23 protein-coding genes are annotated in these 25,545 nt (G+C 63.8%); 6 read left to right on the top strand and 17 right to left on the bottom strand.

Going from position 1 to position 25,545, the window contains the following annotated elements; translation table 11 throughout:
- Positions 1-142 precede the first annotated feature (142 nt).
- The 6 genes from AC5I5I_RS06990 to dusB form a co-directional block, all read right to left on the bottom strand.
- Positions 143-1,000: a D-amino-acid transaminase gene (locus tag AC5I5I_RS06990; RefSeq protein ID WP_495971305.1), complete on the bottom strand. Its 858-nt coding sequence runs from the start codon at positions 998-1,000 to the stop codon at positions 143-145.
- Positions 1,001-1,020: 20 nt separating this feature from the next.
- On the bottom strand, positions 1,021-2,391 hold the full coding sequence (ntrX, locus tag AC5I5I_RS06985; RefSeq protein ID WP_495971303.1) for a nitrogen assimilation response regulator NtrX: 1,371 nt from the start codon (positions 2,389-2,391) through the stop codon (positions 1,021-1,023).
- Positions 2,388-4,658, bottom strand: a complete 2,271-nt coding sequence (locus AC5I5I_RS06980) for a sensor histidine kinase NtrY-like (protein WP_495971301.1) — start codon at positions 4,656-4,658, stop codon at positions 2,388-2,390. Before AC5I5I_RS06980 ends, ntrX begins: the two co-directional genes overlap by 4 nt.
- Positions 4,659-4,759: 101 nt before the next feature.
- On the bottom strand, positions 4,760-6,199 hold the full coding sequence (gene ntrC / locus AC5I5I_RS06975; protein ID WP_495971299.1) for a nitrogen regulation protein NR(I): 1,440 nt from the start codon (positions 6,197-6,199) through the stop codon (positions 4,760-4,762).
- Positions 6,200-6,219: 20 nt separating this feature from the next.
- Positions 6,220-7,374 (bottom strand): two-component system sensor histidine kinase NtrB, encoded by a 1,155-nt coding sequence (locus AC5I5I_RS06970; protein WP_495971297.1) that lies wholly within the window; start codon positions 7,372-7,374, stop codon positions 6,220-6,222.
- The gene (dusB, locus tag AC5I5I_RS06965) at positions 7,371-8,420 is read right to left on the bottom strand and encodes a tRNA dihydrouridine synthase DusB (protein WP_495971295.1); all 1,050 of its coding nucleotides are present in this window, start codon (positions 8,418-8,420) and stop codon (positions 7,371-7,373) included. Before dusB ends, AC5I5I_RS06970 begins: the two co-directional genes overlap by 4 nt.
- Before the next feature lie 145 nt (positions 8,421-8,565).
- On the opposite strand from dusB, the gene AC5I5I_RS06960 reads away from it, so the two are divergent.
- Together AC5I5I_RS06960 and AC5I5I_RS06955 are read left to right on the top strand one after the other, a co-directional pair.
- Positions 8,566-9,741: a bifunctional 2-C-methyl-D-erythritol 4-phosphate cytidylyltransferase/2-C-methyl-D-erythritol 2,4-cyclodiphosphate synthase gene (locus AC5I5I_RS06960; RefSeq protein WP_495971293.1), complete on the top strand. Its 1,176-nt coding sequence runs from the start codon at positions 8,566-8,568 to the stop codon at positions 9,739-9,741.
- 6 nt (positions 9,742-9,747) lie between these two features.
- Positions 9,748-10,266 (top strand): CinA family protein, encoded by a 519-nt coding sequence (locus tag AC5I5I_RS06955; protein ID WP_495971291.1) that lies wholly within the window; start codon positions 9,748-9,750, stop codon positions 10,264-10,266.
- A gap of 15 nt (positions 10,267-10,281) precedes the next feature.
- Here the strand turns inward: AC5I5I_RS06955 and AC5I5I_RS06950 are convergent, their stop codons facing one another.
- Positions 10,282-10,743: a type II toxin-antitoxin system RatA family toxin gene (locus AC5I5I_RS06950; RefSeq protein WP_495971289.1), complete on the bottom strand. Its 462-nt coding sequence runs from the start codon at positions 10,741-10,743 to the stop codon at positions 10,282-10,284.
- 7 nt (positions 10,744-10,750) lie between these two features.
- Positions 10,751-11,701 (bottom strand): lipoyl synthase, encoded by a 951-nt coding sequence (lipA, locus tag AC5I5I_RS06945; protein ID WP_495971287.1) that lies wholly within the window; start codon positions 11,699-11,701, stop codon positions 10,751-10,753.
- A 119-nt stretch (positions 11,702-11,820) separates the two neighbouring features.
- On the opposite strand from lipA, the gene AC5I5I_RS06940 reads away from it, so the two are divergent.
- Positions 11,821-13,317, top strand: a complete 1,497-nt coding sequence (locus AC5I5I_RS06940; protein WP_495971285.1) for a hypothetical protein — start codon at positions 11,821-11,823, stop codon at positions 13,315-13,317.
- Positions 13,318-13,372: 55 nt separating this feature from the next.
- On the opposite strand, the gene lpdA is transcribed toward AC5I5I_RS06940, so the two are convergent.
- Entirely contained in the window at positions 13,373-14,806 is a 1,434-nt protein-coding gene (gene lpdA, locus AC5I5I_RS06935) for a dihydrolipoyl dehydrogenase (RefSeq protein ID WP_495971283.1), read from the bottom strand.
- Positions 14,807-14,988: 182 nt separating this feature from the next.
- On the opposite strand from lpdA, the gene modA reads away from it, so the two are divergent.
- The gene (gene modA, locus AC5I5I_RS06930) at positions 14,989-15,690 is read left to right on the top strand and encodes a molybdate ABC transporter substrate-binding protein (protein WP_495971281.1); all 702 of its coding nucleotides are present in this window, start codon (positions 14,989-14,991) and stop codon (positions 15,688-15,690) included.
- A gap of 23 nt (positions 15,691-15,713) precedes the next feature.
- Here the strand turns inward: modA and AC5I5I_RS06925 are convergent, their stop codons facing one another.
- A complete protein-coding gene (locus AC5I5I_RS06925) occupies positions 15,714-16,751 on the bottom strand; it encodes a Bug family tripartite tricarboxylate transporter substrate binding protein (protein WP_495971279.1) in 1,038 nt (345 codons plus the stop codon).
- Here AC5I5I_RS06925 and AC5I5I_RS06920 point away from each other — a divergent pair.
- Positions 16,744-16,956 carry a hypothetical protein gene (locus AC5I5I_RS06920; RefSeq protein WP_495971277.1) on the top strand — a complete coding sequence of 71 codons (213 nt, stop codon included), beginning with the start codon at positions 16,744-16,746 and terminating at the stop codon, positions 16,954-16,956. The two genes, AC5I5I_RS06925 and AC5I5I_RS06920, sit on opposite strands and share 8 nt — an antisense overlap.
- 29 nt (positions 16,957-16,985) lie before the next feature.
- On the opposite strand, the gene AC5I5I_RS06915 is transcribed toward AC5I5I_RS06920, so the two are convergent.
- The 5 genes from AC5I5I_RS06915 to eno all read right to left on the bottom strand — a co-directional run bounded on the left by AC5I5I_RS06915 (position 16,986) and on the right by eno (position 22,772).
- Entirely contained in the window at positions 16,986-18,359 is a 1,374-nt protein-coding gene (locus AC5I5I_RS06915) for a pyruvate dehydrogenase complex dihydrolipoamide acetyltransferase (RefSeq protein WP_495971275.1), read from the bottom strand.
- 13 nt (positions 18,360-18,372) lie between these two features.
- Positions 18,373-19,797 (bottom strand): pyruvate dehydrogenase complex E1 component subunit beta, encoded by a 1,425-nt coding sequence (locus AC5I5I_RS06910; RefSeq protein WP_495971273.1) that lies wholly within the window; start codon positions 19,795-19,797, stop codon positions 18,373-18,375.
- A gap of 99 nt (positions 19,798-19,896) precedes the next feature.
- The gene (gene pdhA / locus AC5I5I_RS06905) at positions 19,897-20,919 is read right to left on the bottom strand and encodes a pyruvate dehydrogenase (acetyl-transferring) E1 component subunit alpha (RefSeq protein ID WP_495971271.1); all 1,023 of its coding nucleotides are present in this window, start codon (positions 20,917-20,919) and stop codon (positions 19,897-19,899) included.
- 161 nt (positions 20,920-21,080) lie between these two features.
- A complete protein-coding gene (locus AC5I5I_RS06900) occupies positions 21,081-21,398 on the bottom strand; it encodes an FtsB family cell division protein (RefSeq protein ID WP_495971269.1) in 318 nt (105 codons plus the stop codon).
- 96 nt (positions 21,399-21,494) lie between these two features.
- A complete protein-coding gene (gene eno, locus AC5I5I_RS06895; RefSeq protein ID WP_495971267.1) occupies positions 21,495-22,772 on the bottom strand; it encodes a phosphopyruvate hydratase in 1,278 nt (425 codons plus the stop codon).
- Between the two features lie 81 nt (positions 22,773-22,853).
- On the opposite strand from eno, the gene queF reads away from it, so the two are divergent.
- Entirely contained in the window at positions 22,854-23,333 is a 480-nt protein-coding gene (gene queF, locus AC5I5I_RS06890) for a preQ(1) synthase (RefSeq protein ID WP_495971265.1), read from the top strand.
- 60 nt (positions 23,334-23,393) lie between these two features.
- Here the strand turns inward: queF and AC5I5I_RS06885 are convergent, their stop codons facing one another.
- Positions 23,394-24,560, bottom strand: a complete 1,167-nt coding sequence (locus AC5I5I_RS06885; protein ID WP_495971263.1) for an MFS transporter — start codon at positions 24,558-24,560, stop codon at positions 23,394-23,396.
- A 58-nt stretch (positions 24,561-24,618) separates the two neighbouring features.
- On the bottom strand, positions 24,619-25,458 hold the full coding sequence (kdsA, locus tag AC5I5I_RS06880) for a 3-deoxy-8-phosphooctulonate synthase (RefSeq protein WP_495971261.1): 840 nt from the start codon (positions 25,456-25,458) through the stop codon (positions 24,619-24,621).
- Between the last annotated feature and the right edge of the window lie 87 nt (positions 25,459-25,545).

Genomic DNA, 25,545 nt, shown 5'->3' with positions numbered 1-25,545 from the left:
TACCCGCAGGACGTTATTGCCAAGTCTCATCGTCCCTCGTTCGTGTCACCCACGAGGACTTGGGGCGACGTATTAGATGGCACGGCCGGAGCCCGCGCAAGCCCAACATGGGCGCATACGGCCCCACCAAACGGACAAATCGTCACGATTCCTCTGCATAGCGGTGGAAATCCGCACGCAAGGCGCTCGCGATCAGGCCGGGTGCGCCGTTTCCGATCGGCTGTCCGTCGATCCGGACAACCGGCATCACGATCTGGCTGGCCGAGGTGATGAACGCTTCGCGGGCGCCCACCGCCTCGGCAACGGTAAATGGGCGCTCCACCAGAGTGAGATCGTGAGCCTTGAGGACGTCGAGCAGCACGGTCCGGGTGATGCCCTTGAGGATCGCCCGGTCGGCGGCGCGGGTCACGACCTCGTTGCCGGCGGTCACGATCCAGGCGTTCGACGACGACCCCTCGGTGACCGTCCCGTCCCCGGCGACGAACCAGGCCTCGCGAGCGCCCTGCTCGCGCGCGGCCTGCTTCGCCAGCACATTTGGCAGAAGCGCGATCGACTTGATGTCGACCCGGTCCCATCGGTTGTCCGGCACAGTCACCACGGCGATCCCGTCCGCGGCCAGCCGCTCGGTCTTGGCCGGATCGATTCGGCTGGCCGTGACCACGATGGCCGGACGCGTATCGTCGGCGGGAAATGCGTGGTCGCGCTTCGCAACGCCCCTCGTGATCTGCAGATAGACGATGCCGTTTCGCACGCCGTTGCGACGGACCACCTCGTGCAACACGACGTCCAGCGCACGAAGCGACATCGGCATCGCGATCCGCAATTCGGCGAGCGAGCGCTGGAGCCGCTCCATGTGCCGGCGCTGGTCGATCAGCCGGCCTCCCCTCACCTCGCAGACTTCGTAGACGCCGTCGGCGAACTGGTAGCCGCGATCCTCGACATGAACCGCGGCGTCGCGGTGCGGCAGGTAGCGACCGTTCACATAGGCGATGCGCGGCACGGCAATCTCGCTCTGTCGTCTCAGCCGATTCCCAGCGCTTTGAGCTTGCGATGCAGGGCGGATCGCTCCATGCCGACGAACTCGGCGGTGCGAGAAATGTTTCCGCCGAACCGGCTGATCTGCGCCACGAGATATTCGCGCTCGAACATCTCGCGGGCCTCCCGCAGCGGCAGGCTCATGAGCTGTTCGCCGCCATTGCCGTTCGGCATCGAGGGCACCATCGAGCCCACATCTTGCGGCAGCATGCTCGACGAGATGACAGCATTGGGATCGCCGCCGGCGAGGATCATCAGCCGTTCGACATTGTTGCGAAGCTGGCGGACATTGCCCGGCCAGTCATGCGATTGCAGCACCGCCATCGCGTCGTCGCCGATCGTGCGCTTCGGCAGGCCGGTGGCGGCCGAAATCTGGTCCATGAAATATTCGACCAGCATCGGGATATCCTCGCGCCGCTCGGCAAGCGGCGGCACCCGGATCGGCACCACCGACAGCCGATGGTAGAGATCCTCGCGGAAATGTCCGGCCGCGATCTCGCCCTCCAGGTTGCGGGCGGTCGAGGAAATGATCCGCACGTCCACGGCGACCTTGGTATTGCCGCCGACGCGATGGAACGTCTGGTCGACCAGCACGCGCAGGATCTTGTTCTGGGTTTCGCGCGGCATGTCGGCGATCTCGTCGATGAACAACGTGCCGCCATGCGCCTCCTCCAGCGCGCCGGCCTTGCGGGCCTGGCCGCCATTGGACTGCTCGACGCCGAACAGCTCGACCTCCATCAATTCCGGCGTGATCGCGGCGGCGTTGATGACAACGAACGGTCCGCTCGCGCGGGCCGACAGATTGTGAACCGAACGCGCGCACAATTCCTTGCCGGAGCCCGAGGTGCCGATGATCATGATGCGGCTGTTGGTCGGCGCGACCTTTTCGATCGTCTGCCGTAACTGGTTCATGGCAGGCGATTTGCCGATCAGCGCGGCGGGCACCGGCGAGATCGCCTTGAGTTCTTTCACCTCACGCTTGAGGCGCGAATTCTCCAGCGCCCGATCCGCCACCAGCACCAGGCGATCGGCCTTGAACGGCTTCTCGATGAAGTCATAGGCGCCGCGCCTGATGGCGGCGACCGCGGTCTCGATGTTGCCGTGGCCGGAAATCATCACGACCGGCAGGTCGGGATATTGCTCCTTCGCGGCATCGAGAATTTGCAGGCCGTCGAGTTTCGATCCCTGCAGCCAGATATCGAGAAACAGCAGATTGGGCCGGCGCAGCTTGATCGCCGAAAGCGCATCGTCGGCGTCGCGTGCGGTGCGCGTCGAATAGCCTTCGTCCTGGAGAATGCCCGCGACCAGTTCGCAGATGTCGGGTTCGTCGTCGACGATGAGAATTTCTGCCGTCATGATGTTACGCTGCTCGCAAGCCGGGATTTATCGTCGGTGTTAGAACTCGTGCTGCTGGGTTGCGGCGGATTGACGGCAAAGCGCAGCCTTATCCACGCGCCTCTGCGTCCCGCTTCTTTTTCCGATGCGTCATGCAATTCGATGCCGCCGCCATGCTCTTCCAGAATCTTGCCGACAATCGCAAGGCCCAGGCCGGTGCCCTTCTCGCGAGTGGTGACATAGGGTTCGAGCAGGCGCGAGCGGTTCTCCTTCGGCAGACCGATGCCGTTGTCGATCACGTCAATGAAGACCTGACCATCGCTTTGCGTGGCCGAGACCTCGATCCGGCCCTTCTCGGAGCCGTCGGGCAGCGCGGAAATGGCCTCGGTGCCATTCTTGATGATATTGGTGAGCGCCTGCGATACCAGGCGCCGGTCGAACCGTGCCAGCATCGGATCTTCGGAAATCGACAGGTCGATATCGACATCCGGATGCCCGACCCGCATCAGAAAGACCGCCTGGCGTACGGTATCGGCGACATCTTCCTGCTCCATCACCGGTTTTGGCATGCGCGCGAAGCGGGAGAATTCATCGACCATCCGGCGGATATCGTCGACCTGGCGAACGATCGTGTCGGTACATTGCTCGAAGATCGCGCGGTCCTCGACGATCACCTTGCCGTATTTGCGGCGCAGCCGTTCGGCCGACAGCTGGATCGGAGTCAGCGGGTTCTTGATCTCGTGCGCGATGCGTCTGGCGACATCGGCCCATGCGGAGGTGCGTTGCGCCGCCACGAGGTCGGTGATGTCGTCGAGCGTGACCACATAGCCGTGCTCGGCATCGGCGGATTGTTCTGTGGCAACCCGGACCGACAGATTGCGCTCGCGCGCCTTGCGGCTCAACGTCACCTGCCCCTGCGCCAGCCGCTGGCCGCCCTCGATCGCCTGCCCGACAAGCTCGGCAAGCTCGGGGACGACATCGAGCAGCGGCTTGCCCATCACGTCCGTGCTGGGCGAGCCGATCAACTGCTCGGCTGACCGGTTCAGGATGCTGATCTTGCCGTCATGGTCGACACCGATGATGCCTGCGCTGGCGCCGGCGAGCACCGCTTCGCTGAAGCGGCGCCGGCTGTCGATCAGGTCACGGGCGCTCATCAGGTCATCGCGCTGCGTCCGCAGATCGTGCGTCATCCGGTTGAAGGTCTCGCCCAATTGTCCGAGATCGCCCTCCGACCGGTTCACCGGCACCTGCACGTGCAGATTGCCGGTCGCAACCACATTGGCTGCGCCGATCAGGCGGCGAATGGGTGCGACCAGGCGGTTGGCGAAATTCAGGCCGATCAGCACCGCCGACAAGAGCACGATCAGCGCGATCACCGTATACATCAGCCCAAAGGCCACGGTGACACCGGCCCTGCGCGATTCCATCAGCGCATAGTCGGACACGCTTGCCCGTGTATCGCGCAAATGCGCGACCACCCGCGGATCGAGCGAGCGCACCACATAAAGATACGTCGCATCGAAGTTGCGCAGCTTGATGATACCGGCGACGTAATTCGCGCCCGGAATGACCGCGATCTGCGGCTGGGTCTCGTTCAACGACTTGAGGACGTCCTTATTCGGGATCGCAAAATCCTGGGTCGTGCGCAGCGTGGTGCGCTCCACGACTTCCAGCTCGGAGTTGAGCATGACGGCGACCTGAAGCCCGCGGATGGTCGCCTGGGCGGTGAAAAATTGCTGAAACCGGTCGCGCTCGGAATCGAACAGCGGTTTGGCGCGCGCCACGTCCTGCGCCATGGCAAGAATGTCGCCGCGGATCATCTGCGCGTGTTCGCCAAGATAGGCTTCCGCGACCGACAGCGAATTCTCGATGATCGCCTTGGTGCGAGCCGAGAAAAAGCGGTCGAGGCCGCGATCGAGGGTAACGGTGGCGACAATCGCAACCAGAATGGTGGGGACCGCGGCGATGATCGCGAACAGCCCCACGATCCGCACATGCAGTCTCGATCCGGCGCGGCCGTGGCGGCGCGCCTGGACGATCTGCATGATTTCGCGGGTGATGATGGCGACCAGCAGCAGCGCCGCCAGTCCGTTGATCCCGAGGAGGCTGACGACGACGTTGTGCGTCGGCGGCAGCGGCGTCAGTCCCGACAGGACCAGAAAGGTCGCCAGCGCCGACAACAGGGCCGCGCCCACGGCCACGAATCCGATGGCACGCCATGGCAGGCGGCGCGGCGGAGTTTGGGCGGTCGATTTCTCGAGCGGCAACGATTGGTCCGCGCTAGCCATCGCCCCCTGCGATCGTGCTTGATTGAACAGCCGAAGTCAGGCCGCAATGGTGTATTTATACAACATTGTTGCGAGATTGCGACAATTCCGCGGCGACGCGGTCAGCTTGTCGTGCGGATAACCTGGATATCCAGGTCCCTGATCTTCTTCCGCAGGGTATTGCGATTGACCCCGAGCAGATCGGCCGCCCGGATCTGGTTGCCCCGGGTGGCGGTCAAAGCCGCAGTCAGCAGCGGGTATTCCACTTCGCGCAGCACCCGATGGTACAGGCCCGGGGGCGGCAAGCCGTCCTGGAAACCGGAGAAATAGCGGGCGAGGTTGCGCTCCACCGCAGCCGACAGATTATCCGGTGCGCCGGTTTCCACATCCTGGGTGACGGCCGGCTGTGTTAGCTCGGATTCGATCACCGCCAATGTGATGACGTCGTGGGGGTAGAGCGCGGCAAGCCGGCGCGCGAGATTTTCCAGCTCGCGCACATTGCCGGGCCACGAATATTTCTTCAGACGCTCCTGGGCAGCCTGGTCGATCTGCTTGCCCGGCAAACCCTCGCGCTCGGCGATCGCAAAGAAATGACGCAGCAGATCGGGGACGTCCTCCGGACGCTCGCGCAGCGGCGGCAGCCTCAGCGGCACCACGTTCAGGCGGAAGAACAGATCTTCGCGGAACAGGCCCTGCTGGATCAGAATCCGCAAATCCTTGTTGGTGGCGGCGACGATGCGCACGTCGGTCTTGATAGGCGTGCGGCCGCCGACCGTGGTGTATTCGCCTTGCTGCAGTACGCGCAGCAGCCGCGTCTGCGCTTCCATCGGCATGTCGCCGATCTCATCGAGGAATAACGTGCCGCCCTCCGCCTGCTCGAAACGGCCGGACGAACGCGTATTGGCGCCGGTGAACGCACCCTTCTCGTGGCCGAACAATTCGGACTCGATCAGGTCGCGCGGGATCGCGGCCATGTTGATGGCGACGAACGGACCGCCGCGCCGCTTCCCGTAATCATGCAGCGCACGCGCCACCAGTTCCTTGCCGGTCCCGGACTCGCCCGTGATCATGACCGTCAGGTCGGTCTGCATCAGCCGCGCCAGCAGGCGGTAGATTTCCTGCATCGCAGGAGAACGCCCGACCAGCGGGATCGAGGAATCGATCTCGTCCGGCTTCGTGTTGCGCGGCTTGTCCTTCGGCTCCGACAGCGCCCGGCCGACGATGCCGATCAGTTCCTTCAGATCGAACGGCTTGGGGAGATATTCGTAAGCGCCACGTTCCGAGGCCCGGATCGCGGTCATGAAGGTGTTCTGCGCGCTCATCACGATGATCGGCAGTTCAGGCCGCAATTTCTTGATGCGAGGGATCAGCTCGAACGCATTCTCATCCGGCATCACCACATCGGTGATCACCAGATCGCCCTCGCCCTGGCTGACCCAGCGCCAGAGTGTTGCCGCGTTGCTGGTGGACCGGACTTCATAACCCGCCCGGGACAAGGCCTGGTTGAGTACGGTTCGAATCGCGGCGTCGTCGTCAGCGACGAGTATGTTTCCCGCAGGCATTTGCATTCAGCCTCGGCTGCTCATTGGGCTTGCGCCTCCGCTGGTTCCGGCTCTTCGGCCAGAACCGGATCGGAGCCATTTCCGGCATACATCGGCATCAGGACCCGGAAGGTCGTATGCCGGGATTGAGATTCGCATTCGATGATGCCGCCATGATCGCCAATGATTTTCGCAACCAATGCAAGTCCGAGGCCAGATCCCGATTGCTTGGTGGTCACGAAGGGGTCGAACATGTGATGCAGCAGGTCCGCAGGCACGCCCGGACCGTTGTCCTTGATGCAGAATTCCATCGGCAGCGACACCCGCGACCGGCTGCCCGGCAGCGTCAGCCGAACGCCCGGACGGAACGCCGTGGTCATGTGGATCTCGCCGTCGATCGCGCCCTCGCCGATCGCCTCGGCGGCATTCTTCACGAGATTCAGGAAAACCTGCACCAGCTGATCGCGGTTGGCGAGAACCGGCGGCAGCGAGGGATCGTATTCTTCGACGAAGCGGATGTGGCGCGCGAAGCCGGACTGCGCGAGCCGCTTCACGTGTTCGAGCACGGCATGGATGTTGACCGGCGCGCGCTCGATCGGGCGCTCGTCGGCGAACACCTCCATGCGATCGACCAGCTTCACGATGCGGTCGGCCTCGTCGCAGATCAGCCGGGTCAGCGTGCGGTCTTCGTCGCCGGCGGATTGTTCGAGCAATTGCGCGGCGCCGCGAATGCCCGAGAGCGGGTTCTTGATCTCGTGCGCAAGCATCGATGCGAGTGCGCTGACCGAGCGCGCCGCGCCGCGATGCGTCAGCTGGCGGTCCATCTTGTCGGCGATGGTGCGCTCCTGCAGCATCACCACCACGTGGCCCTGACGTTCGGGCAACGGCGCGACATACAGGTCGACGATGTGTTCGCCGGGATTGCGCGGGGTCGAAAGATCGACCCGGTATTCGTTGACCGCGCCGCCGTGTTCACGCACCTGATCGACCAACGCCAGCAGCGGACTGCCGAACGGGATCAGTTCGCGCAGCAGGTGACGCTTGAGCAGCGGGACCGAAACTTCGAAGAAATTCTCGGCCGCGACATTGGCGTCGACGATCTTGCCGTCCGCAGCGACGACGACGACCGGCAACGGCAGCGCGTTTACGACCGCGTCCGGACTGCCTGCGAGAAAACTGGCGGGGCGAAAACTCATGCCGCGGCCCTCAATCCCGGTGTGTTGGAAGCGTCTGTGGCAACCGCCTCGAGCGCCGAATAAGCCTCTGCCAGCAGGCGCAGGGTCTCCCCCGGCGTGTCGGCGGTGAGAACCGGCCCGCGCAGCGACTTCACGACCTCGGCGGGGGCACCGGCATAGTCGCCGGCTACGTCGATCGCGGCTGCGAGATGCTTGCGCGCATGTCGCCGCCCGATCTCGATGCCGTGATGGCTGACGAGCTCCTGGTACAGCGTGCTCGCAATTCTGAATTGCTCCGGCAGCGACGGATCGCCTTCGGTCGCCCCGCCCTCGAGATGCCGCGCGACCTGACCGGGAAGCCACGGCCGTCCAAGGGCTGCCCGGCCGATCATCACCAGGTCGGCGCCGGATTCCGCCAGCGCGATGCGCGCTTGGTCGCATGTGGTGACATCGCCATTCACCACCACGGGGATCGAGACTGCCTGCTTCACGGCGCGGACTGCGGACCAGTCGGCGTTGCCTTTATAGAATTGATTGCGGGTGCGGCCATGCACGGTGACCAGCTTGACCCCGGATGCCTCGGCCCGGCGCGCCAGTTCGGGCGCATTCATGCAATCGCGATCCCAGCCAAGCCGCATCTTGAGCGTCACCGGAACCGAGACGGCGCCGACGGTCGCGTCGATCAGCGTCATGGCGTGATCGAGATCGCGCATTAGCGCCGAGCCCGACTGGCCGTTGGTCACATGCTTGGCCGGGCAGCCCATATTGATATCGATGATGTCGGCGCCGGCCGCTTCCGCGATGCGCGCCCCTTCCGCCATCCAATGGGCTTCGCAACCGGCGAGTTGAATTGCGTTGATGGCGACACCGCTGCCGTCGGCGCGTAGCACTGCGTCGCGGCGGCCATCGGCAAGCTTTGACGTCGCAACCATCTCGGATACGACTAGGCCGGCGCCGAGACTCTCCGCCAACCGGCGGAACGGGGCATCGGTCACGCCGGACATCGGAGCCAGCACGACCGGGTTCGGGACCGGCAAACTTCCGATCGTGATCTGTGTGGCGTTCATGCTTGCAGGGTCTGCACAAATTGTAGGCGGATTGATCGATGCATAGAGTTTAGCCAATCTGGAGACGGACACAAGTGCTGCAGTGCAAAAAGGGTTACTTTGTGTGCATGAGTTTTGACCCTATGAGCAATGGTATTTTGGTAGCATGACGGGCTCGAACACTGCCGTTATTCTGGTCGCGGCCGGCCGCGGCCGACGCAGCGGCGAAGGGATTCCCAAACAGTACCGGCCGATTGGCGGCACCTCAGCGCTGCGCCGGAGCATCGGCTTGTTCCATGGGACGCCGGGCGTGTCACGTGTACAGGTTGTCATTCATCCGGACGACCGCGAGCTTTACGACGAAGCAGCCCAAGGGTTCGACCTCCCCCCGCCCGTGCCGGGCGGCGAGACCCGGCAGGCGTCGGTCCTCGCCGGCCTTGCGGCGCTGGAACCGGAGCGGCCAACCCAGGTGCTGATCCACGACGCCGCCCGGCCTTTCGCATCGCCCGCCTTAGTCGCGCGCGCCATTGAGGCCGCCCGAACCACCGGAGCCGCCATTCCGGCGCTGCGCATTGCCGACACGGTCAAGACCGTGGACGCCGATGGCCGGATTGCCGGAACGGCCGACCGCGACACCATGCGCGTCGTGCAGACGCCGCAGGCTTTTGCCTTCGGCCCTCTCCTCGCGGTCCATCGCAAGGCCGCACAGGCAGGCCGCGACGAATTCACCGACGATGCCGCGCTGATGGAATGGGGCGGTCATCCTGTCTTCACCTTCGAGGGCGAAAGCGGCAACTTCAAGCTGACAACGCCGGAGGATTTCATGCGGGCCGAAACCATGCTCCACGACCGGTTGTCCGATGTCCGCGCCGGCATGGGATTTGACGTTCATGAGTTCGGGCCCGGCGATCACGTCACGCTTGGCGGCGTGCGCATCGCGCATGACCACGGGCTGTCCGGTCATTCGGACGCCGACGTGGTGCTGCACGCGGCCGTCGACGCCATTCTCGGTGCGCTCGCCGAGGGCGATATCGGCGATCATTTTCCGCCGAGCGATCCGCAGTGGAAGGGCGCGACCTCGGACCGGTTCCTGAAGTTTGCCGCCGAGCGGGTCGCGAAGCGCGGCGGCATCATCGCGCATCTCGATATCAATGTGGTCAGCGAAGCGCCCAGGATCGGACCGCATCGCGATGCCATGCGCAGGCGCATTGCCGAGATCGCCGGGATCACGCCCGATCGGGTCGGCGTGAAAGCCACCACCAATGAAGGCATGGGCTTTATCGGACGCCGCGAAGGCATGGTTGCCTATGCCACCGCAACGATCCGCCTTCCCGCGAGTTGACCGGCCATGCTGGACCAGGACATCGTCGAGGCGGCGAAGCGCCTGCTCGACATCTGCAAGCGCAAGAACCTGACCGTCGCCACCGCGGAGTCCTGTACGGCGGGTCTCGTGGCCGGTACGCTGACTGAAATTCCCGGCGTCTCGAGCATGCTCGATCGCGGCTTCATCACCTATTCCAATCAGGCCAAGCAGGACATGCTCGGCGTGTCGGCCGAAACCTTGCGGTTGCACGGTGCGGTCTCGCGCGAGACCGCCGAACAGATGGCGCGTGGCGTGATCGCGCATGCGCCGGTTGATCTCGCCGTGTCGGTGACCGGGGTCGCGGGTCCCGATGGCGGCACCGCGGAGAAGCCGGTTGGCCTGGTGCATTTCGGCGCTGCTACGCGCTCCGGACGGCTGATCCATGTCGAGCGCCGCTTCGGCGATGTCGGTCGTGCGGAGGTTCGAAAGCGCTCGGTTCTGCAGGCTTTCCGGATGCTGCACGATCTGGCGGAAGGCGAAGACTCGCGACCGCCACAGGGTTGATCACAGCGACGCTTGTCAGGCGCTTTTTCGTCCGTAGATCGCGTCGGCCCGCTGTTCGAATGCCACCGCGAAGCGCCGGAAGGCAGTTTCGAACATCGCGCCCATCAGCATGCCGAGCATCCGGCTCCTGAACTCATAACTGATGAAGAATTTCACATCGCTGAGTTTTTCCTGGACGGGGTGAAACTCCCAGCGGTTCTCCATCCGGCTGAACGGGCCTTCGAGATATTCGACAAGGATCCGCAAATTCGCGCGATCAAGCGTGGCGCGGCTGCGGAAGGTCTCGCGGATCAGCTTGTAGGCAACCGTCATGTCGGCGACGATCACGACCACGCCCTCCGCCTGCTCCTTGCGGCTGCGCAGCTTCATGCCGCTGCAGAGCGGCAGGAATTCCGGATAGCGTTCGACATCGGCGACCAGATCGAACATGTCGGACGCGTTGTGGCGCACGCGCCGCGTGGTCGAGAATTCCGGCATGGGCGGCTCAGGCTCTTGCGTCGCGCGCAGCCTTCAGGCGCGCGAAATCCTCGCCCGCATGATGCGACGAGCGCGTCAGCGGAGATGCGGACACCATCAGAAAGCCCTTCGCATAGGCGATGGTCTCGTAGGACTTGAATTCGTCCGGCGGGACGAAGCGCACGACCGGATGATGCTTGCGCGACGGCTGCAGATATTGCCCGATGGTGAGGAAATCGACGTCGGCGCTGCGCAGGTCGTCCATCAATTGCAGCACCTCGTTGCGCTCCTCGCCGAGCCCAACCATGATTCCCGACTTGGTGAAGATCGTCGGGTCGCATTCCTTCACGCGCTGCAACAGCCTGATCGAGTGGAAATAGCGCGCGCCGGGCCGCACCGTGAGATAGCGCGACGGCACGGTTTCGAGATTGTGGTTGAAGACGTCGGGCTTCGCCGCCACCACCTGTTCCAGCGCGCCGTGCTTGCGCAGGAAGTCCGGAGTGAGGATTTCGATGGTGGTCGACGGGCAGGCGTTGCGGATCGCCGCAATGGTTTGCGCGAAATGCTCCGCCCCGCCGTCGGCGAGATCGTCGCGGTCAACCGAGGTGATCACCACATGCGACAGGCCGAGCTTGGCGACCGCCTGCCCGACATGGCCGGGTTCGTCTCGGTCGAGCGCGCCCGGCAGCCCGGTCTTGACGTTGCAGAAGGCGCAGGCCCGGGTGCAGGTGTCGCCCATGATCATGAAGGTGGCGTGCTTTTTCTCCCAGCACTCGCCGATATTCGGGCAGCCGGCCTCCTCGCAGACCGTGACCAGCTTGTTTTCCCGGACGATCGCCTGGGTCATGGCATAGCCCTTCGAGACCGGCGCCTTGACGCGTATCCAGTCCGGCTTGCGGACGACCGGATTGTCAGGCCGGTTGGCCTTTTCCGGGTGCCGCGGACGCGGCTGCGTGATGGTGTCGATAACGACCGTCACCGGGGGCCTCAAATCAGGGGGAGCGGCATCAGATATCAGCCTTCGGCTCTACTTACGTTCTGCAACCGTTCACCGCAAGGCAGCTAGCATCCCCTGTTATTTCCGCCGGAACCCCTTCCATGACGCGCGAAACCGCGATCCGCGAGCCCTTCACCCGGCTCGAGTTTGTCCGCTTCTTCCTGTGCTGGCCGCTCTACGTCACCTTCATATTGCTCGTATTCGAAGCGCTGCTGTCGGCCGCCACAACCTGGCTGGTGATCAAGGCCGGGCGCGACGTGGCCAATGGCGGCGACGGCCTGGTGAACGACCTGATCTGGATTCTGGTCGTCCAGTGCGCGTCCTATGCCGCGGGCGCCGTGAGCTGGATCTATGCCGAGCGCGCCGGCATGCGGGCCTTCGGCCTCTACATCAATCGATTCGCGCGCGACAACCGGCACTACCCGACGCTCTTGGGCGACCGCCATGCGCGCGAGCAGGTCGAGCCGTTCCTCACCGGCGAGACCTTCCACACCATCTACCGGCTGATGTACGAGGTCGAAGGCCAGCTCAAGATTCTGCTCGCGCTGATCTTCAATTCGATCGTGTTGGGCATGGAGATCGACGGGCTTCTGCCCCTCGCCTATGCCACCGTGTTCACGACGCTGATCGCGCTGCAATTTCTGGTGCGCAAGCGCATCACCGAAATCTATCTGGACAGCCAGCGCTGGAATAACCGCGTCACCGCGCATGGCTACACGCTCTGGGACAATGTCTTTTCCGGCAACCGCTACAACCTGCGTCTCTGGTTCGCCGGCTTCAAGGAGCGTGCCCGCGGCTGCCTGAAGGCGGCGATCCGGGTGATCGTGGCGCGTGAAGGGTTAAGCGCCGCCGGCGCTATTTTCGGCCTCACCATCGTGTTCACGACGCTCGCCTATATCGCCTTCCGCGATGCCGGCAATGTCGCGCTGCTGATCGCGATGGCCGCGACCCTGCCGCGGCAGATCGACATGACCAACGAGGTCCATCAGCTCGCGATCGACTTCAACGATGTGCTGGCGGCCTGGACCCGCGTCGGCGGCATAGCCGACAACATGCGGCCCGATCCCGACCCGCATTTCAACCGGCGGATCAAGTTCGAGCGACTGGTGCTGCGCGAAGGCGGCGACATCCAGGCGGTGTCATCGATCGACGAGGCGCTGCGGCTCCTTCTCGGCACACCGACCGGACGCGTCAACGTCCGCGGCGGCAACGGCTCCGGCAAGTCCACGCTGCTTGCCGCGCTCAAGGCCGAGATCAGGAACCGGGCCTATTACTGGCCGACAACCGATCGCCTCGCCTTCCAGTTTGCCAGCAAGGAGCCGGAGCCCGGCGAAGACGAGGAGGAAGGGACACCGAAGCGGCGCAAGCGCAAGCCGGGCTTTTCATCCGGCGAGCGGCAGATCAAATCGCTGCAGGAGATCGTCGCGTACACCGAGGCGCCGATCTACCTGCTCGACGAATGGGACGCCAATCTCGACGGCCCGAACCGCGACGTTGCCAATGCGCTGGTCGAACAGCTCGCGAAACGCGCGCGGGTGATCGAGATTTCGCATCGCGACCCGGTCGCGAATGCAAAACCGGAGTCGCACGGCCACTGACTTGCGCCACTGACTTGCGGGCTCGCGCCTATGGCGCCCGCATGACCGGGCGCGGCTACATATTCAGCACGCGCCCATAGGCATCGAGCACCGCTTCCTTCATCGCTTCCGACAAGGTCGGATGCGGGAAGATGGTGTGGAACAGCTCTTCCTCGGTTGTCTCGAGATTCATCGCAATCACGAAGCCCTGGATCAGCTCGGTCACCTCCGGTCCGACCAGATGCGCGCCGAGCAGCTGGCCGGTCTTCTTGTTGAAGATCACCTTGACCAGACCCTGATCCTCGCCGAGCGCGACCGCCTTGCCGTTGCCCATGAACGGAAAGCGGCCGACCCGGATATCGATCTTCTTGTCCTTCGCAGCCTGTTCGGTGAGGCCGACCGACGCGACCTGCGGATGGCAATAGGTGCAGCCGGGAATGAGCGACTTGTCCATCGCATGCGGATGCAGGCCCTTGATCGCCTCGACGCAGATCACGCCCTCATGCTCGGCCTTGTGCGCCAGCATCGGCGCGCCGGCCACGTCACCGATGGCATAGATGCCCGGCACATTGGTGCGACACATGCCGTCGACCACGATGGTGCCGCGCTCGGTCTTCACGCCGACTTTTTCCAGTCCGATGTTCTCGATATTGCCGACCACGCCGACGGCGGAAATCACCCGGTCAACGGTGAGCGTCTTCGTGCCGCCCTTGCCGTCGTCGATGGTCGCGGTGACGCTGTCGGACTTCTTGTCGAGCTTGGTGACCTTCGCCCCGGTCAGGATCTTGATGCCCTGCTTCTCGAATTGCTTGCGGGCAACGCCGGCGATCTCCGCGTCCTCGGCCGGCAGGATCTGCGGCAGCACTTCCACCACGGTCACGTCAACGCCCATGGTGCGATAGAACGACGCGAATTCGATGCCGATCGCGCCGGAGCCGATCACCAGCAGCGATTTCGGAAACGGCGACGCCGCAAGCGCCTCGAAATAGGTCCAGACCAGCTTGCCGTCGGGCTCCAGCCCCGGCAATGCGCGCGGCCGCGCCCCGGTGGCGACAATGATATGCTTGGCCTGATAGCTGCCCGGCCCGAGCGCATCCTTCGGGACGTTCACCGCCAGCCGCGAGTCGTGCGCCTTCACCGTGATCTTGCCGGGCGCGTCGATCGCGGCCTCGCCCCAGATCACCGTGATCTTGTTCTTCTTGAACAGGAAGCCGACGCCGGTATTCAGCCGGTTCACCACATTGCGCGAGCGCTGGATCACCGCCTTCGGATCGAAGCTCACCTTCTCGGCCGACAGCCCGTAATCCTTCGCATGCTGCATGTAATGGTAGATTTCGGCCGAGCGCAGCAGCGCCTTGGTCGGAATGCAGCCCCAGTTATTGCAGATGCCGCCAAGGAACTGCTTCTCCACGACCGCGACCTTGAATCCGAGCTGCGCCGCGCGGATTGCGGTGACATAGCCGCCGGGACCAGAACCGATGATGATAATGTCGAAGGAGGTGTCAGCCACGAAGGTCTCCGATGCCTGGGCGGCAATCCAATTATGGCAAGGCGGAATATCCGCCCGGATCGATTGTTGTCGCCGGATAGCAGGTTTAGGCTGCAAAGAAAATACGAGGGAGAATGCTCATGCGCCGGCGCTTCGGTTTCCTCTCAGTTATGGTCCTTGGCAGTCTGGTTGGAGGAATTGCGATGTTGCCGGCAGGAGCCGCGTCCGCCGCGGAAATGACCTTGTTCTGCACCCAGGCGCTGCGCACCTCGCTGCTGGAACTGGCGCCGCGTTTCGAGAAAGCGACTGGCCATAAGGTGAACCTCGTCGTCGCGCCCTCCGGCCAGCTCGTGAAGAAGGTGGAGGCCGGCGAAATTGCCGACCTCCTTATCGCCAATGCGAGCAATATTGACGCCCTCATCAAGGACGGAAAGGTGACCGGCGACCGCGTCGACATCGCGCGGGCGCAGGTCGGCCTCTCGATCAAGGCCGGCAATCCGAGACCGGACATTTCCACGCCGGAGGCCGTGCGCAAGGCCTTGCTCGATGCCAAGGCGATTTCGTATTCCGCCGGCGGCCTGAGCGGCAACAATTTCGAGTTTGCGATGAACAAGCTCGGCATTCTCGACGAGGTGAAGAAGAAGGCGAAGAATGCCTCGCCCGCCGCGAAGCTTGTCGTCTCGGGTGAGGCCGATATCGCGGTGCAGCAGATTTCCGAACTGATCGCGGTCGAAGGCTCCGAATTGCTTGGACCGCTGCCGGCCGAACTCGACCAGGTGACGCAGTTCTCGATGGGCGTGCTGACCGGCGGAAAGCAGAAGGAAGTCGCGCGCGCGATGCTCGATTATCTGCGCACGCCGGAGGCGCAGGCGGTGATCAAGGCCAAGGGGCTGACGCCGGGGTGACCCGCCCCGGCGCCGCCGTAGGTCTACTGCACGACGAGCTTCAGGTCCTCGATCACCGGTTTAACCTTTGAAATCTGCTCCTTCAGCATGTTGCGCATCTCCTCCTGCGAGGAACCTCCAGGCTCGGCTCCCACCATCTCCATCTTGGCGCGGACGTCCGGATTGTTGACGGCCGCGACGATTTCTTTGTGCAGCCGTTGAACGATCTCATCTGGCGTGCCGGCCGGGGCGAAGAAGCCGTTCCATCCCTGGATTTCGAGGAAAGCGAAACCCTGCTCGCGAACCGTAGGGACATCAGGTAGTGCCGCGGAGCGCTTCGGACTTTGCACGGCCAGCGGGCGCAGCGAGCCTGATTTCGCGTGTTGCAGCGATGTCGAGAGCTGATCGCCGCCGAACTGGATGCGGCCGGACAAGAGTTCCGTTACCAGCGGCGCCGCGCCCTTGAAGGGAATATGATCAAGCTTGATCTGCGCATCGCGCTTCAGCAACTCGCCGGAATAATTCATCACGCTGCCCGGACCGGTGGAGCCGTAGAACATCGGGTCCTTTGCGGATTTCGCAACGGCGACGAACTCCTTCAGGTCCTTGGCCGGTACCGAGGGATTGGCAAGCAGAAGCATGGGAACAAAAGCGCCGATCGAGATTGGGACGAAGTCCTTCTCGATATCGTGGCGCGAGCGGCCGGCATATTGCAGCGATGACGTGGTTGTCGAGAATGTCAGATTATGAAACAGCAGCGAATAGCCATCGGGCGCCGCCTTCGCGATCTGTTCGGCGCCGATCGATCCGCCGGCACCGCCGACATTCTCAACCACGAAGGATTGCTTCATCGACTCACCCATTTTCTGGGTGATGAGCCGCGCGAGCATGTCAGTCGTGCCGCCCGCCGGGAAGGGTACGACAACACGAATCGATTTGGTGGGATAGCCGGACTGCGCTTGCGCCGGTGCGACCGGCATCGAACAGATCAGCGCCAGCCCTATGAGACTCGAAAGAAGCGGCAAGACCTTCGGCTTGGAGTGATGTCGCGGACGAACGCGGATTACGCCCTTGGTGCGCAAGGTGACCTCCTGTGATTGGACGTTTGCTCCCGATGCATCCGGCTGCAACGGCCGGATGTCTTATGCCTTCATCATGATCCGTTCACCGGGCGGCGAACAAGGAGGAACAAAAGCAAAGCCGGAAAAAAATGCGCTTGCAATTTGCAGATCAACGCCGCTCACCTGCGGCTGTCTGCACGTGCTTAAAGAGAAAGCGTCGAGATAATGGCCGTTGATGTGACTATCGGGAGATGCTCACACCACCATCATCACCGGATTCTCGATCAGCTTCTTGAATGCGACCACCAGCTCTGCACCCAGCGCGCCGTCGATGGCGCGGTGATCGCACGACAGCGTCACGCTCATCATCGTCGCGGCGACGATCTGACCGTTACGCACCACCGCACGCTCCTCGCCGGTGCCGACCGCGAGGATCGACGATTGCGGCGGGTTGATCACGGCGGTGAAGTCCTTGATGCCGTACATGCCGAGATTCGACACCGAGGACGAGCCGCCCTGGTATTCGTTCGGCTTGAGCTTCTTGGCTTTGGCGCGCCCGGCGAGGTCCTTCATCTCGTTGGAGATCGCGGACAGCGTCTTGAGTTCGGCCTGCCGGATGATCGGCGTGATTAGCCCGAAGGGTAGCGCCACGGCCACGCCGATGTCGGAATGCTTGTGACGGAGCATCGCCGCTTCCGTCCAGGACACGTTGGCTTCCGGAATTTTCTGCAGCGCCAATGCCATCGCCTTTATGACGAAGTCGTTGACCGAGAGCTTGTAGACCGGCTTGCCTTCTGCATTCTTGCCGGCGGCGGCGTTGATCTCTTCGCGCGCGGCGGAGAGCTTGCCGAGATCGCAGTCCACCGTCAGGTAGAAGGTCGGCATCGAATTGGTCGCCGCGGTCAGGCGCTGCGCAATGGTGCGGCGCATGCCGTCATGCGGGACGCTTTCGTAAGAGCCCTGCTCGTACAGACCGAGGATCTGCTGATCGCTCATCGCAGGAGTTGCCGCCGCTCCTGATGTCGCGGCGCTGGCTGGCGCGGCCGCGGGCGCGGCTTTCATGCCCTTGCCGGACTTCGCCGCATCGATGTCGCGCGCGATCACGCGGCCATGCGGGCCGCTGCCTTTAATGCGCGCGATGTCGAGGCCCGCGTCCTTCGCCAGCCTGCGTGCCAGCGGCGAGGAAAAGATGCGCGCGCCCTGCCCGTTTGCCTTGGCCGGTTGCGCTTGCGGTGCAGCCGGCTTCGGCGCAGCGGCGGGCGCTGTTGGCGCCGGCTTTGGCTTGTCTTCGGCCTTTGTTTCGGACTTTGTCTCGGACTTGGCTTCGGATTTGGGTGCGGCAGCCGGGGCTGATTTCGCGCCCGATGCCGCGGCCTTCACATCCTCGCCGTCGCCGGCCAGCACCGCGATCACCTCATTGACCGGCACATCGGCGGTGCCTTCGGCGACCAGGATTTTCGCCAGCGTGCCCTCGTCGACGGCTTCCACTTCCATGGTCGCCTTGTCGGTCTCGATTTCCGCAATGACGTCGCCCGACTTGACCGTGTCGCCTTCCTTCTTCAGCCACTTGGCAAGGTTGCCCTTCTCCATCGTCGGAGAGAGCGCGGGCATTCGGATGTCGATCGGCATCGCGTTGCTCCGCTTAGCGATAGGTCACGGCTTTGGCCGCATCGACGATCTCTGCGACCGACGGGAGCGCAAGCTTTTCGAGATTCGCGGCATACGGCATCGGCACATCCTTGCCGGTGATGCGCATCACCGGCGCATCGAGATAGTCGAACGCCTGCTCCATCACCCGCGCGGAAATTTCCGCACCGATGCCATTCTGCGGCCAGCCCTCTTCCACCGTGATCAGGCGCCCGGTCTTCTTCACCGATTCGATGATGGTCGCGTCGTCGAGCGGACGCAGCGTGCGCAGGTCGATCACCTCGGCATAAATGTGCTTCTTGGCGAGTTCCTCGGCCGCCTTCAGCGCGTAGGTCATGCCGATCGAGAACGACACGATGGTGACGTGATTGCCCGGCCGCACCACCTTGGCCTTGCCGATCGGCACCAGATAGTCGTCGAGCTTCGGCACCGGGAAGGACTGGCCGTAGAGGATTTCGTTCTCGAGGAAGATCACCGGATTGGGATTGCGGATCGCGGACTTCAGCAGCCCCTTGGCATCGGCCGCGGTATATGGCGCGAGCACGATCAGACCCGGGATGTGCGAATACCAGGCCGAGAAGTCCTGGCTGTGCTGGGCGGCGACGCGCGCCGCGGCGCCATTCGGTCCGCGGAACACGATCGAGGCGCCCATCTGTCCGCCCGACATATAAAGCGTCTTGGCCGCGGAATTGATGATCTGATCGATCGCCTGCATCGAGAAATTGAAGGTCATGAATTCGACGATGGGTTTCAGTCCCGCGAGCGCGGCGCCGACGCCAAGTCCGGCGAAGCCATGCTCGGTGATCGGTGTATCGACCACGCGCCGCGCGCCGAATTCCTGCAGCAGCCCCTGCGTGACCTTGTAGGCGCCCTGATATTCGGCGACCTCCTCGCCCATGACGAAGACTTTCTCGTCACGACGCATTTCCTCGGCCATCGCGTCGCGCAAGGCTTCGCGCACGGTCTGCGTGACCATCTCGGTGCCTTCCGGCACGTCGGGCTCGGGCGCTTCCTGCGGTTTCGGCGGAGCGGCGACCGCGGATACCGGCTCGCCCTTCTCCTGCGGCTGTTCGGAATCGGGCGCGTCGGGCGCCTTCGATTCCTCGAACTCCTCGCTTGCCGCGCGATCGGTTTTGGCGGGCGCCGGTGCCCCGGCCTTGATCGCGGAGGCGTCCTCGCCGTCGCCCAGCAAGACCGCGATGGGCGTATTCACCGCCACATCGGCGGTACCTTCTGGCACCAGGATCTTGCCGAGCGTACCCTCGTCGACGGCTTCCACTTCCATGGTGGCCTTGTCGGTCTCGATTTCCGCGATCACATCGCCGGACTTGACCGCATCGCCCTCCTTCTTGAGCCATTTGGCAAGGTTGCCCTTCTCCATCGTGGGCGACAGCGCGGGCATCAGCACTTCGGTGGGCATGAAATCCTCGACTAGTGTCCGGCCTGAAGCAGGCCGGTCGCAACGAACGCGGCTGCCGCAATGGCGGCGACCGTTGTCATGGAGCAGACAGCCACGGGCTTAAGCCCGCAGCACGTCGGTATAAAGTTCCGACGGATCGGGCTCGGGATCGACGGTGGCGAACTCGGCCGCCTCGTTGACGATGCCGCGCACCTCGGCGTCGATCTTCTTCAACTCGTCCTCGCTCGCCCATTTGTTGCCGAGCAGACGCTGGCGCACCTGTTCGATCGGGTCCTGCTCGGAGCGCACCTTCTCCACCTCGTCGCGGGTGCGGTATTTCGCCGGGTCCGACATCGAATGGCCGCGATAGCGGTAGGTCTGCATCTCCAGAATGTAAGGGCCATTGCCCTCACGACACCAGGCGACGGCCTTGTCGCCGGCCGCCTTCACCGCGCGCACATCCATGCCGTCGACCTGCTCGCCCGGGATGTTGAACGAGGCGCCGCGCTTACTGAAATCCTGCTGCGCCGAGGACCGCTGCACCGAGGTGCCCATCGCATAGCGGTTGTTCTCGATGATGTAGATCACCGGCAGCTTCCACAGCTCCGCCATGTTGAAGCTTTCATAGACCTGGCCCTGGTTGGCCGCGCCGTCGCCGAAATACGTCAGGCAGACATGGTCGTTCTCGCGATAGCGGTTGGCGAAGGCCAGGCCGGTGCCGAGCGAGACCTGCGCGCCGACGATGCCGTGACCGCCGAAGAAGCCTTTCTCCACCGAAAACATGTGCATGGAGCCGCCCTTGCCTTTGGAATAGCCGCCGCGGCGTCCGGTGAGCTCGGCCATCACGCCCTTGGCTTCCATCCCGCAGGCCAGCATGTGGCCATGGTCGCGGTATCCGGTGATGACCTGGTCGCCGTCCTTCAGGGCCATCTGCATGCCGATCACGACCGCTTCCTGGCCGATATACAGATGACAGAAGCCGCCGATCAGGCCCATGCCGTACATCTGGCCGGCCTTTTCCTCGAACCGCCGGATCAGCAACATCTCGCGATAGGCCGAAAGCTCCTGTTCCTTGGTGAATTCGGCGCGAGTGGCCGCGCTGTCGGCCGGGGTGGACGTTGGCGTCTTCTTGGCTACGGCCATATGGAATTCCCTGACGCTCCCTGCGCGCCGCGTTGTGGGCTGTGTCGCCCCTCACTTACCTGAATTCGTTCCCGGATTAAAGCGCGCGCCATGCCCTGTGCGCAATGCGGATTGCGGCGAAATGCCTGAGGCGCAACGGGAAATTCTGCCGCTCTCGCGCGTTACCGGCGCTTGACCATGAAAACCAGCTCATTGGGCTGGGCAAAGTTGAGCTGCAGCCGCGCCTGCTCATCCAGCATGTCCGGATCGATCTTCTCGGGCCGCAGCAAGGCCACCTTGCGCTCCCAGAGATTGCGCTCCGCCTTGAGCCGTTCCAGTTCGCCGGTCAGTTCCACCATCTGCTGGTCGATCAGATGACGCGCATGCAACCCCCGCTGCCCGTTGAAGGCGTGGAAGCCGAAATAGCCGATCAGCGCGCCGGCCACGATGTAGAGGCCGAGCGCCGTCAGAATGCCGCGTGCGCGTCTGCGGGAGACCATCGCGGCAAGATGCGCGGGTGATGTTAAGGGCGGATTAATTGGATTCGGATTCGGCCGCTGTTGGCCGCGGAGCCAAGCGATGGACGCCTCTTGAGCCTAACCCCTCAGCGCCGCTCGCCCCGGATAGATCGCCTGCGCGCCCAGCTCCTGCTCGATACGCAGCAACTGATTGTACTTCGCGGTGCGATCGGAGCGCGCCAGGGAGCCGGTCTTGATCTGCCCGCAATTGGTGGCGACCGCGAGATCGACGATGGTGGAATCCTCGGTCTCGCCGGAGCGATGCGACATCACCGCGGTGTACGCCGCCTTGTGCGCCATCTCGACCGCAGCGAGCGTTTCGGTCAGCGTGCCGATCTGGTTGACCTTGACCAGGATCGAATTGCCCATCCCAGTCTTGATGCCCTCGGCGAGACGGTTGACGTTGGTCACGAACAGATCGTCGCCGACCAGCTGGCACTTGTCGCCGATGGCTTTGGTCAGAAGCCTCCAGCCCTCGAAATCGTCCTCGGCCATGCCGTCCTCGATCGAGGCGATCGGATATTTGGAGACAAGCTCGGCGAGATAATCGACCTGCTGCTGGATCGAACGGGTCTTGCCCTCCCCTTCATAATGATAGGCGCCGTTCTTGAAGAATTCGGTCGAGGCGCAATCGAGCGCGAGCAGCACGTCGTCACCGGCCTTGAAGCCGGCGTTGCTCACAGCCTGCATGACGAAGTCGAGTGCTGCTTCGGCGCTCGGCAGGTTGGGCGCAAAGCCGCCCTCGTCGCCGACATTGGTGTTGTGGCCGGCGGCCTTCAGCGCGGCTTTCAGCGTGTGGAAAATCTCCGCGCCCATGCGCAGGCCTTCCGCGAACGAGGACGCGCCGACCGGCATCACCATGAATTCCTGGAAGTCGATCGGGTTGTCGGCATGCGCGCCGCCATTGACGATATTCATCATCGGAACGGGGAGCGTGCGCGCCGAGGTGCCGCCGACATAGCGATAGAGCGGCAGGCCGCTTGCCTCCGCCGCGGCCTTTGCGGTCGCAAGCGACACGCCGAGCAGCGCATTGGCGCCGAGCCGCGCCTTGTTGGGAGTGCCGTCGAGTGCGATCATGGTGTCGTCGATCAGCACCTGGTCCTCGGCGTCCATACCGCCGATGGCATCGAAAATCTCGCCTTCGACCGCGTCGACCGCCTTGGTCACGCCCTTGCCGAGATAGCGCGACTTGTCGCCGTCGCGCAGTTCGACCGCCTCATGCGCCCCGGTCGAGGCGCCGGATGGAACCGCGGCGCGGCCGAACGAGCCGTCCTCGAGCAGCACATCCACTTCGACGGTGGGATTGCCGCGGCTGTCCAGAATTTCGCGGCCGACGATATTGACGATGGCGGTCATGGTGGGGGTCCGGCTCTGTTCGCTTTCGGCGCCGCTTGTACAGGATGGACCCGCGCGCGCAAGTCGCGCTAAGACCCCCAAATGGCTCGCAAATCCAACACCCGCTCCAGGCTTCAATCCGGGCTTCAGCTCGGCAAACCGACCCCGTTGCCGGCGTCGCCGGATGAGGCGCAACTCGACCGCGTGCCGAACCCGCACCCGGACACGCATTACGTGGCGCGGTTCACGATGCCGGAATTTACCGCCCTGTGCCCGATCACGGGCCAGCCGGACTTTGCCCATTTCGTCATCGACTATGTTCCGAACAAGTTCCTGGTCGAGTCGAAGTCGTTGAAGCTCTACCTGAACTCCTTCCGCAATCACGGCTCCTTCCATGAGGGCTGCACCGTCGCGATCGGCAAGCGGCTGAACGCTCTGCTCAAGCCGCGCTGGATCCGGATCGGCGGCTATTGGTACCCGCGTGGCGGCATGCCGATCGACGTCTTCTGGCAAGCCGGCACGCTGCCGAAGGGCGTCTGGGTGCCCGAACAGGGCGTCGCACCCTATCGCGGGCGCGGCTAAAGCGTTTACGAGCGAAGTGGGCGCCGGTTCGCGTCAAGAAAAAGCGTCAACCAAGAGAAGCTAGATCGTGGTTGCTGGCGCGCGTCGCAGCGTGCGCGAGCAGATAAAGCCGACCAATGCGATGATGACAGCGCCGCAAACGAGCAGCGGCGTCTTGCCGATGGTCGCGAAGCCGGCTCCGTAGACGATCGGGCCGGCGGCCTGTCCCAGAAAGAACGCCGCCGAATGCAGCGCCATTGCCGTGCCGCGGGCCTGTGGCGCGAGCTCGGTGGCGAAGACCTGGATGCTGCCATGCAGCCAGTAGAAGCCGAAACCGAGCATCACGAAATTCGCGAATTCCAGCGGCCATGGCAGTTGCAGCGTAAGGATCAGCAGGAATGCGGCCATGATCAGGCCGCCGCCCAGCATCAGCCGCGTCTCGCCGACCAGGTGCAGCAAAGACCGAACCAGCAGCGTGTAGATGACAGCGCCGATGCCGAAACCCGCCAGCACGATTCCGGCAATCGACGATCGCGTCTCGCCCGCTTCCGCCAGGATGGCGGCGATATACGGAAAGATGCCGAACACCACGAGCGATTCGACGAACACCGCGCCGAAGCAGATTTTCGCATGCGGATTGGCGAAGATGGCGCGGTAATTCGGGCCGATGGTCGCGAGATCGAAGCCCGCGGGCGGCGGCGGCGTGATCTTGCGGAAGCCGATCAGCGCCGTAACCATGGCGATCAAGCCGAGGACGCCGACCACCACGAACACGGCGCGCCAGCCGGCCAGATCGCCGACCACGCCGGCAAGAGACGCGCCGAGCAGATTGCCGGTCATGGTGGCGGCCAGGAGCCGCGAGATCGCAACCTGCCGCTGCGCCACCGGAATGCGGTCGCCGACCGCCGCAAGCGAGGTCGGGAAAATACCGCCGGATGCGAGCCCGGCCGCGACCCGCGACAGCATCAGGGTGGTGAAATCCGGCGCCGTGGCACTGACCAGCGCCGACAGCACCAGGATCACCAGGCAGATGCTCATCAGCTTGGTCTTGCTCATCATGTCGGCAAGTGCGCCGAAGACCGGCTGGATCACCGCATATGGCAATGCGAAGGCGGTCGACAGCAGCGCCGCGGTGCCGATCTGGACCGTAAGCCCGTCCGCGATCAGCGGCACCACGGGATCGACCGAACGGGTGAACAGCGACGTGACGAACACGATCAGCGCAATGATCAGCAGCTCACGGTTCATCTGAGGCTTTTGCGCGTGCGGTCGGTTGCGGTGGCGGGTCGGTTCTGGCGGCTCGTTGTTAGCTTTTGGCCAGCCGGTCGAAGGCGATCAAGGTCTTCAGCAGCGGCTCGAGATCCTTCAGCGCGATCATGTTCGGCCCGTCGGATGGCGCGCGGTCGGGATCCTGATGGGTTTCGATGAAGACGCCCGCCACGCCGACCGCGACCGCGGCGCGCGCCAGCACCGCCACATATTCGCGCTGCCCGCCGGATGCCGTGCCCTGCCCGCCCGGCTGCTGCACCGAATGGGTGGCATCGAAGATCACCGGCGCACCGGTCTTGGCCAGTTCCGGCAGGGCGCGCATGTCGGAGACCAGCGTGTTGTATCCGAACGAAACGCCGCGTTCGGTCACCAGCACCCGCGCATTGCCGGCGCCGGTGATCTTGGCGACCACATTCTTCATGTCCCAGGGCGCGAGAAACTGCCCCTTCTTGACGTTGACCGCGCGACCGGTCTTCGCCGCCGCGATCAACAGATCGGTCTGGCGGCACAGGAAGGCCGGGATCTGCAGGATGTCCACCGCCTCCGCCGCGATGGCGCATTGCGCCGCATCGTGCACGTCGGTGAGCACCGCCAATCCGAGCGACGACCTGATCTCGGCGAAGATCGGCAAGGCGGCGTCGAGCCCAATGCCGCGCGCGGCGCTGCCGCTGGTGCGATTGGCCTTGTCGAAGGAGGTCTTGTAGACGAGCCCGATACCGATACGCTGCGCCATCTCTTTGAGCGCGGAGGCCATCTCCAGCGCATGCGCACGGCTCTCGAGCTGACAGGGACCTGCGATCAGCGCGAGCGGCAGATCGTTGCCGAAGCGCGCGGTGCCGACATCCACAACCGGGTTCGGGATCAAGGGTTTATCCATCGTTTCTCATGAAGCATGAGCCCGAAAAGTGTGAAGCGGTTTTCGGATCGGCTCCTGCTCAAACATGTCTCGACCATGCGCCGGGCA

Source organism: Pseudorhodoplanes sp. (assembly GCF_059499825.1).
This window is presented reverse-complemented; position numbering and strand designations above follow the sequence as displayed.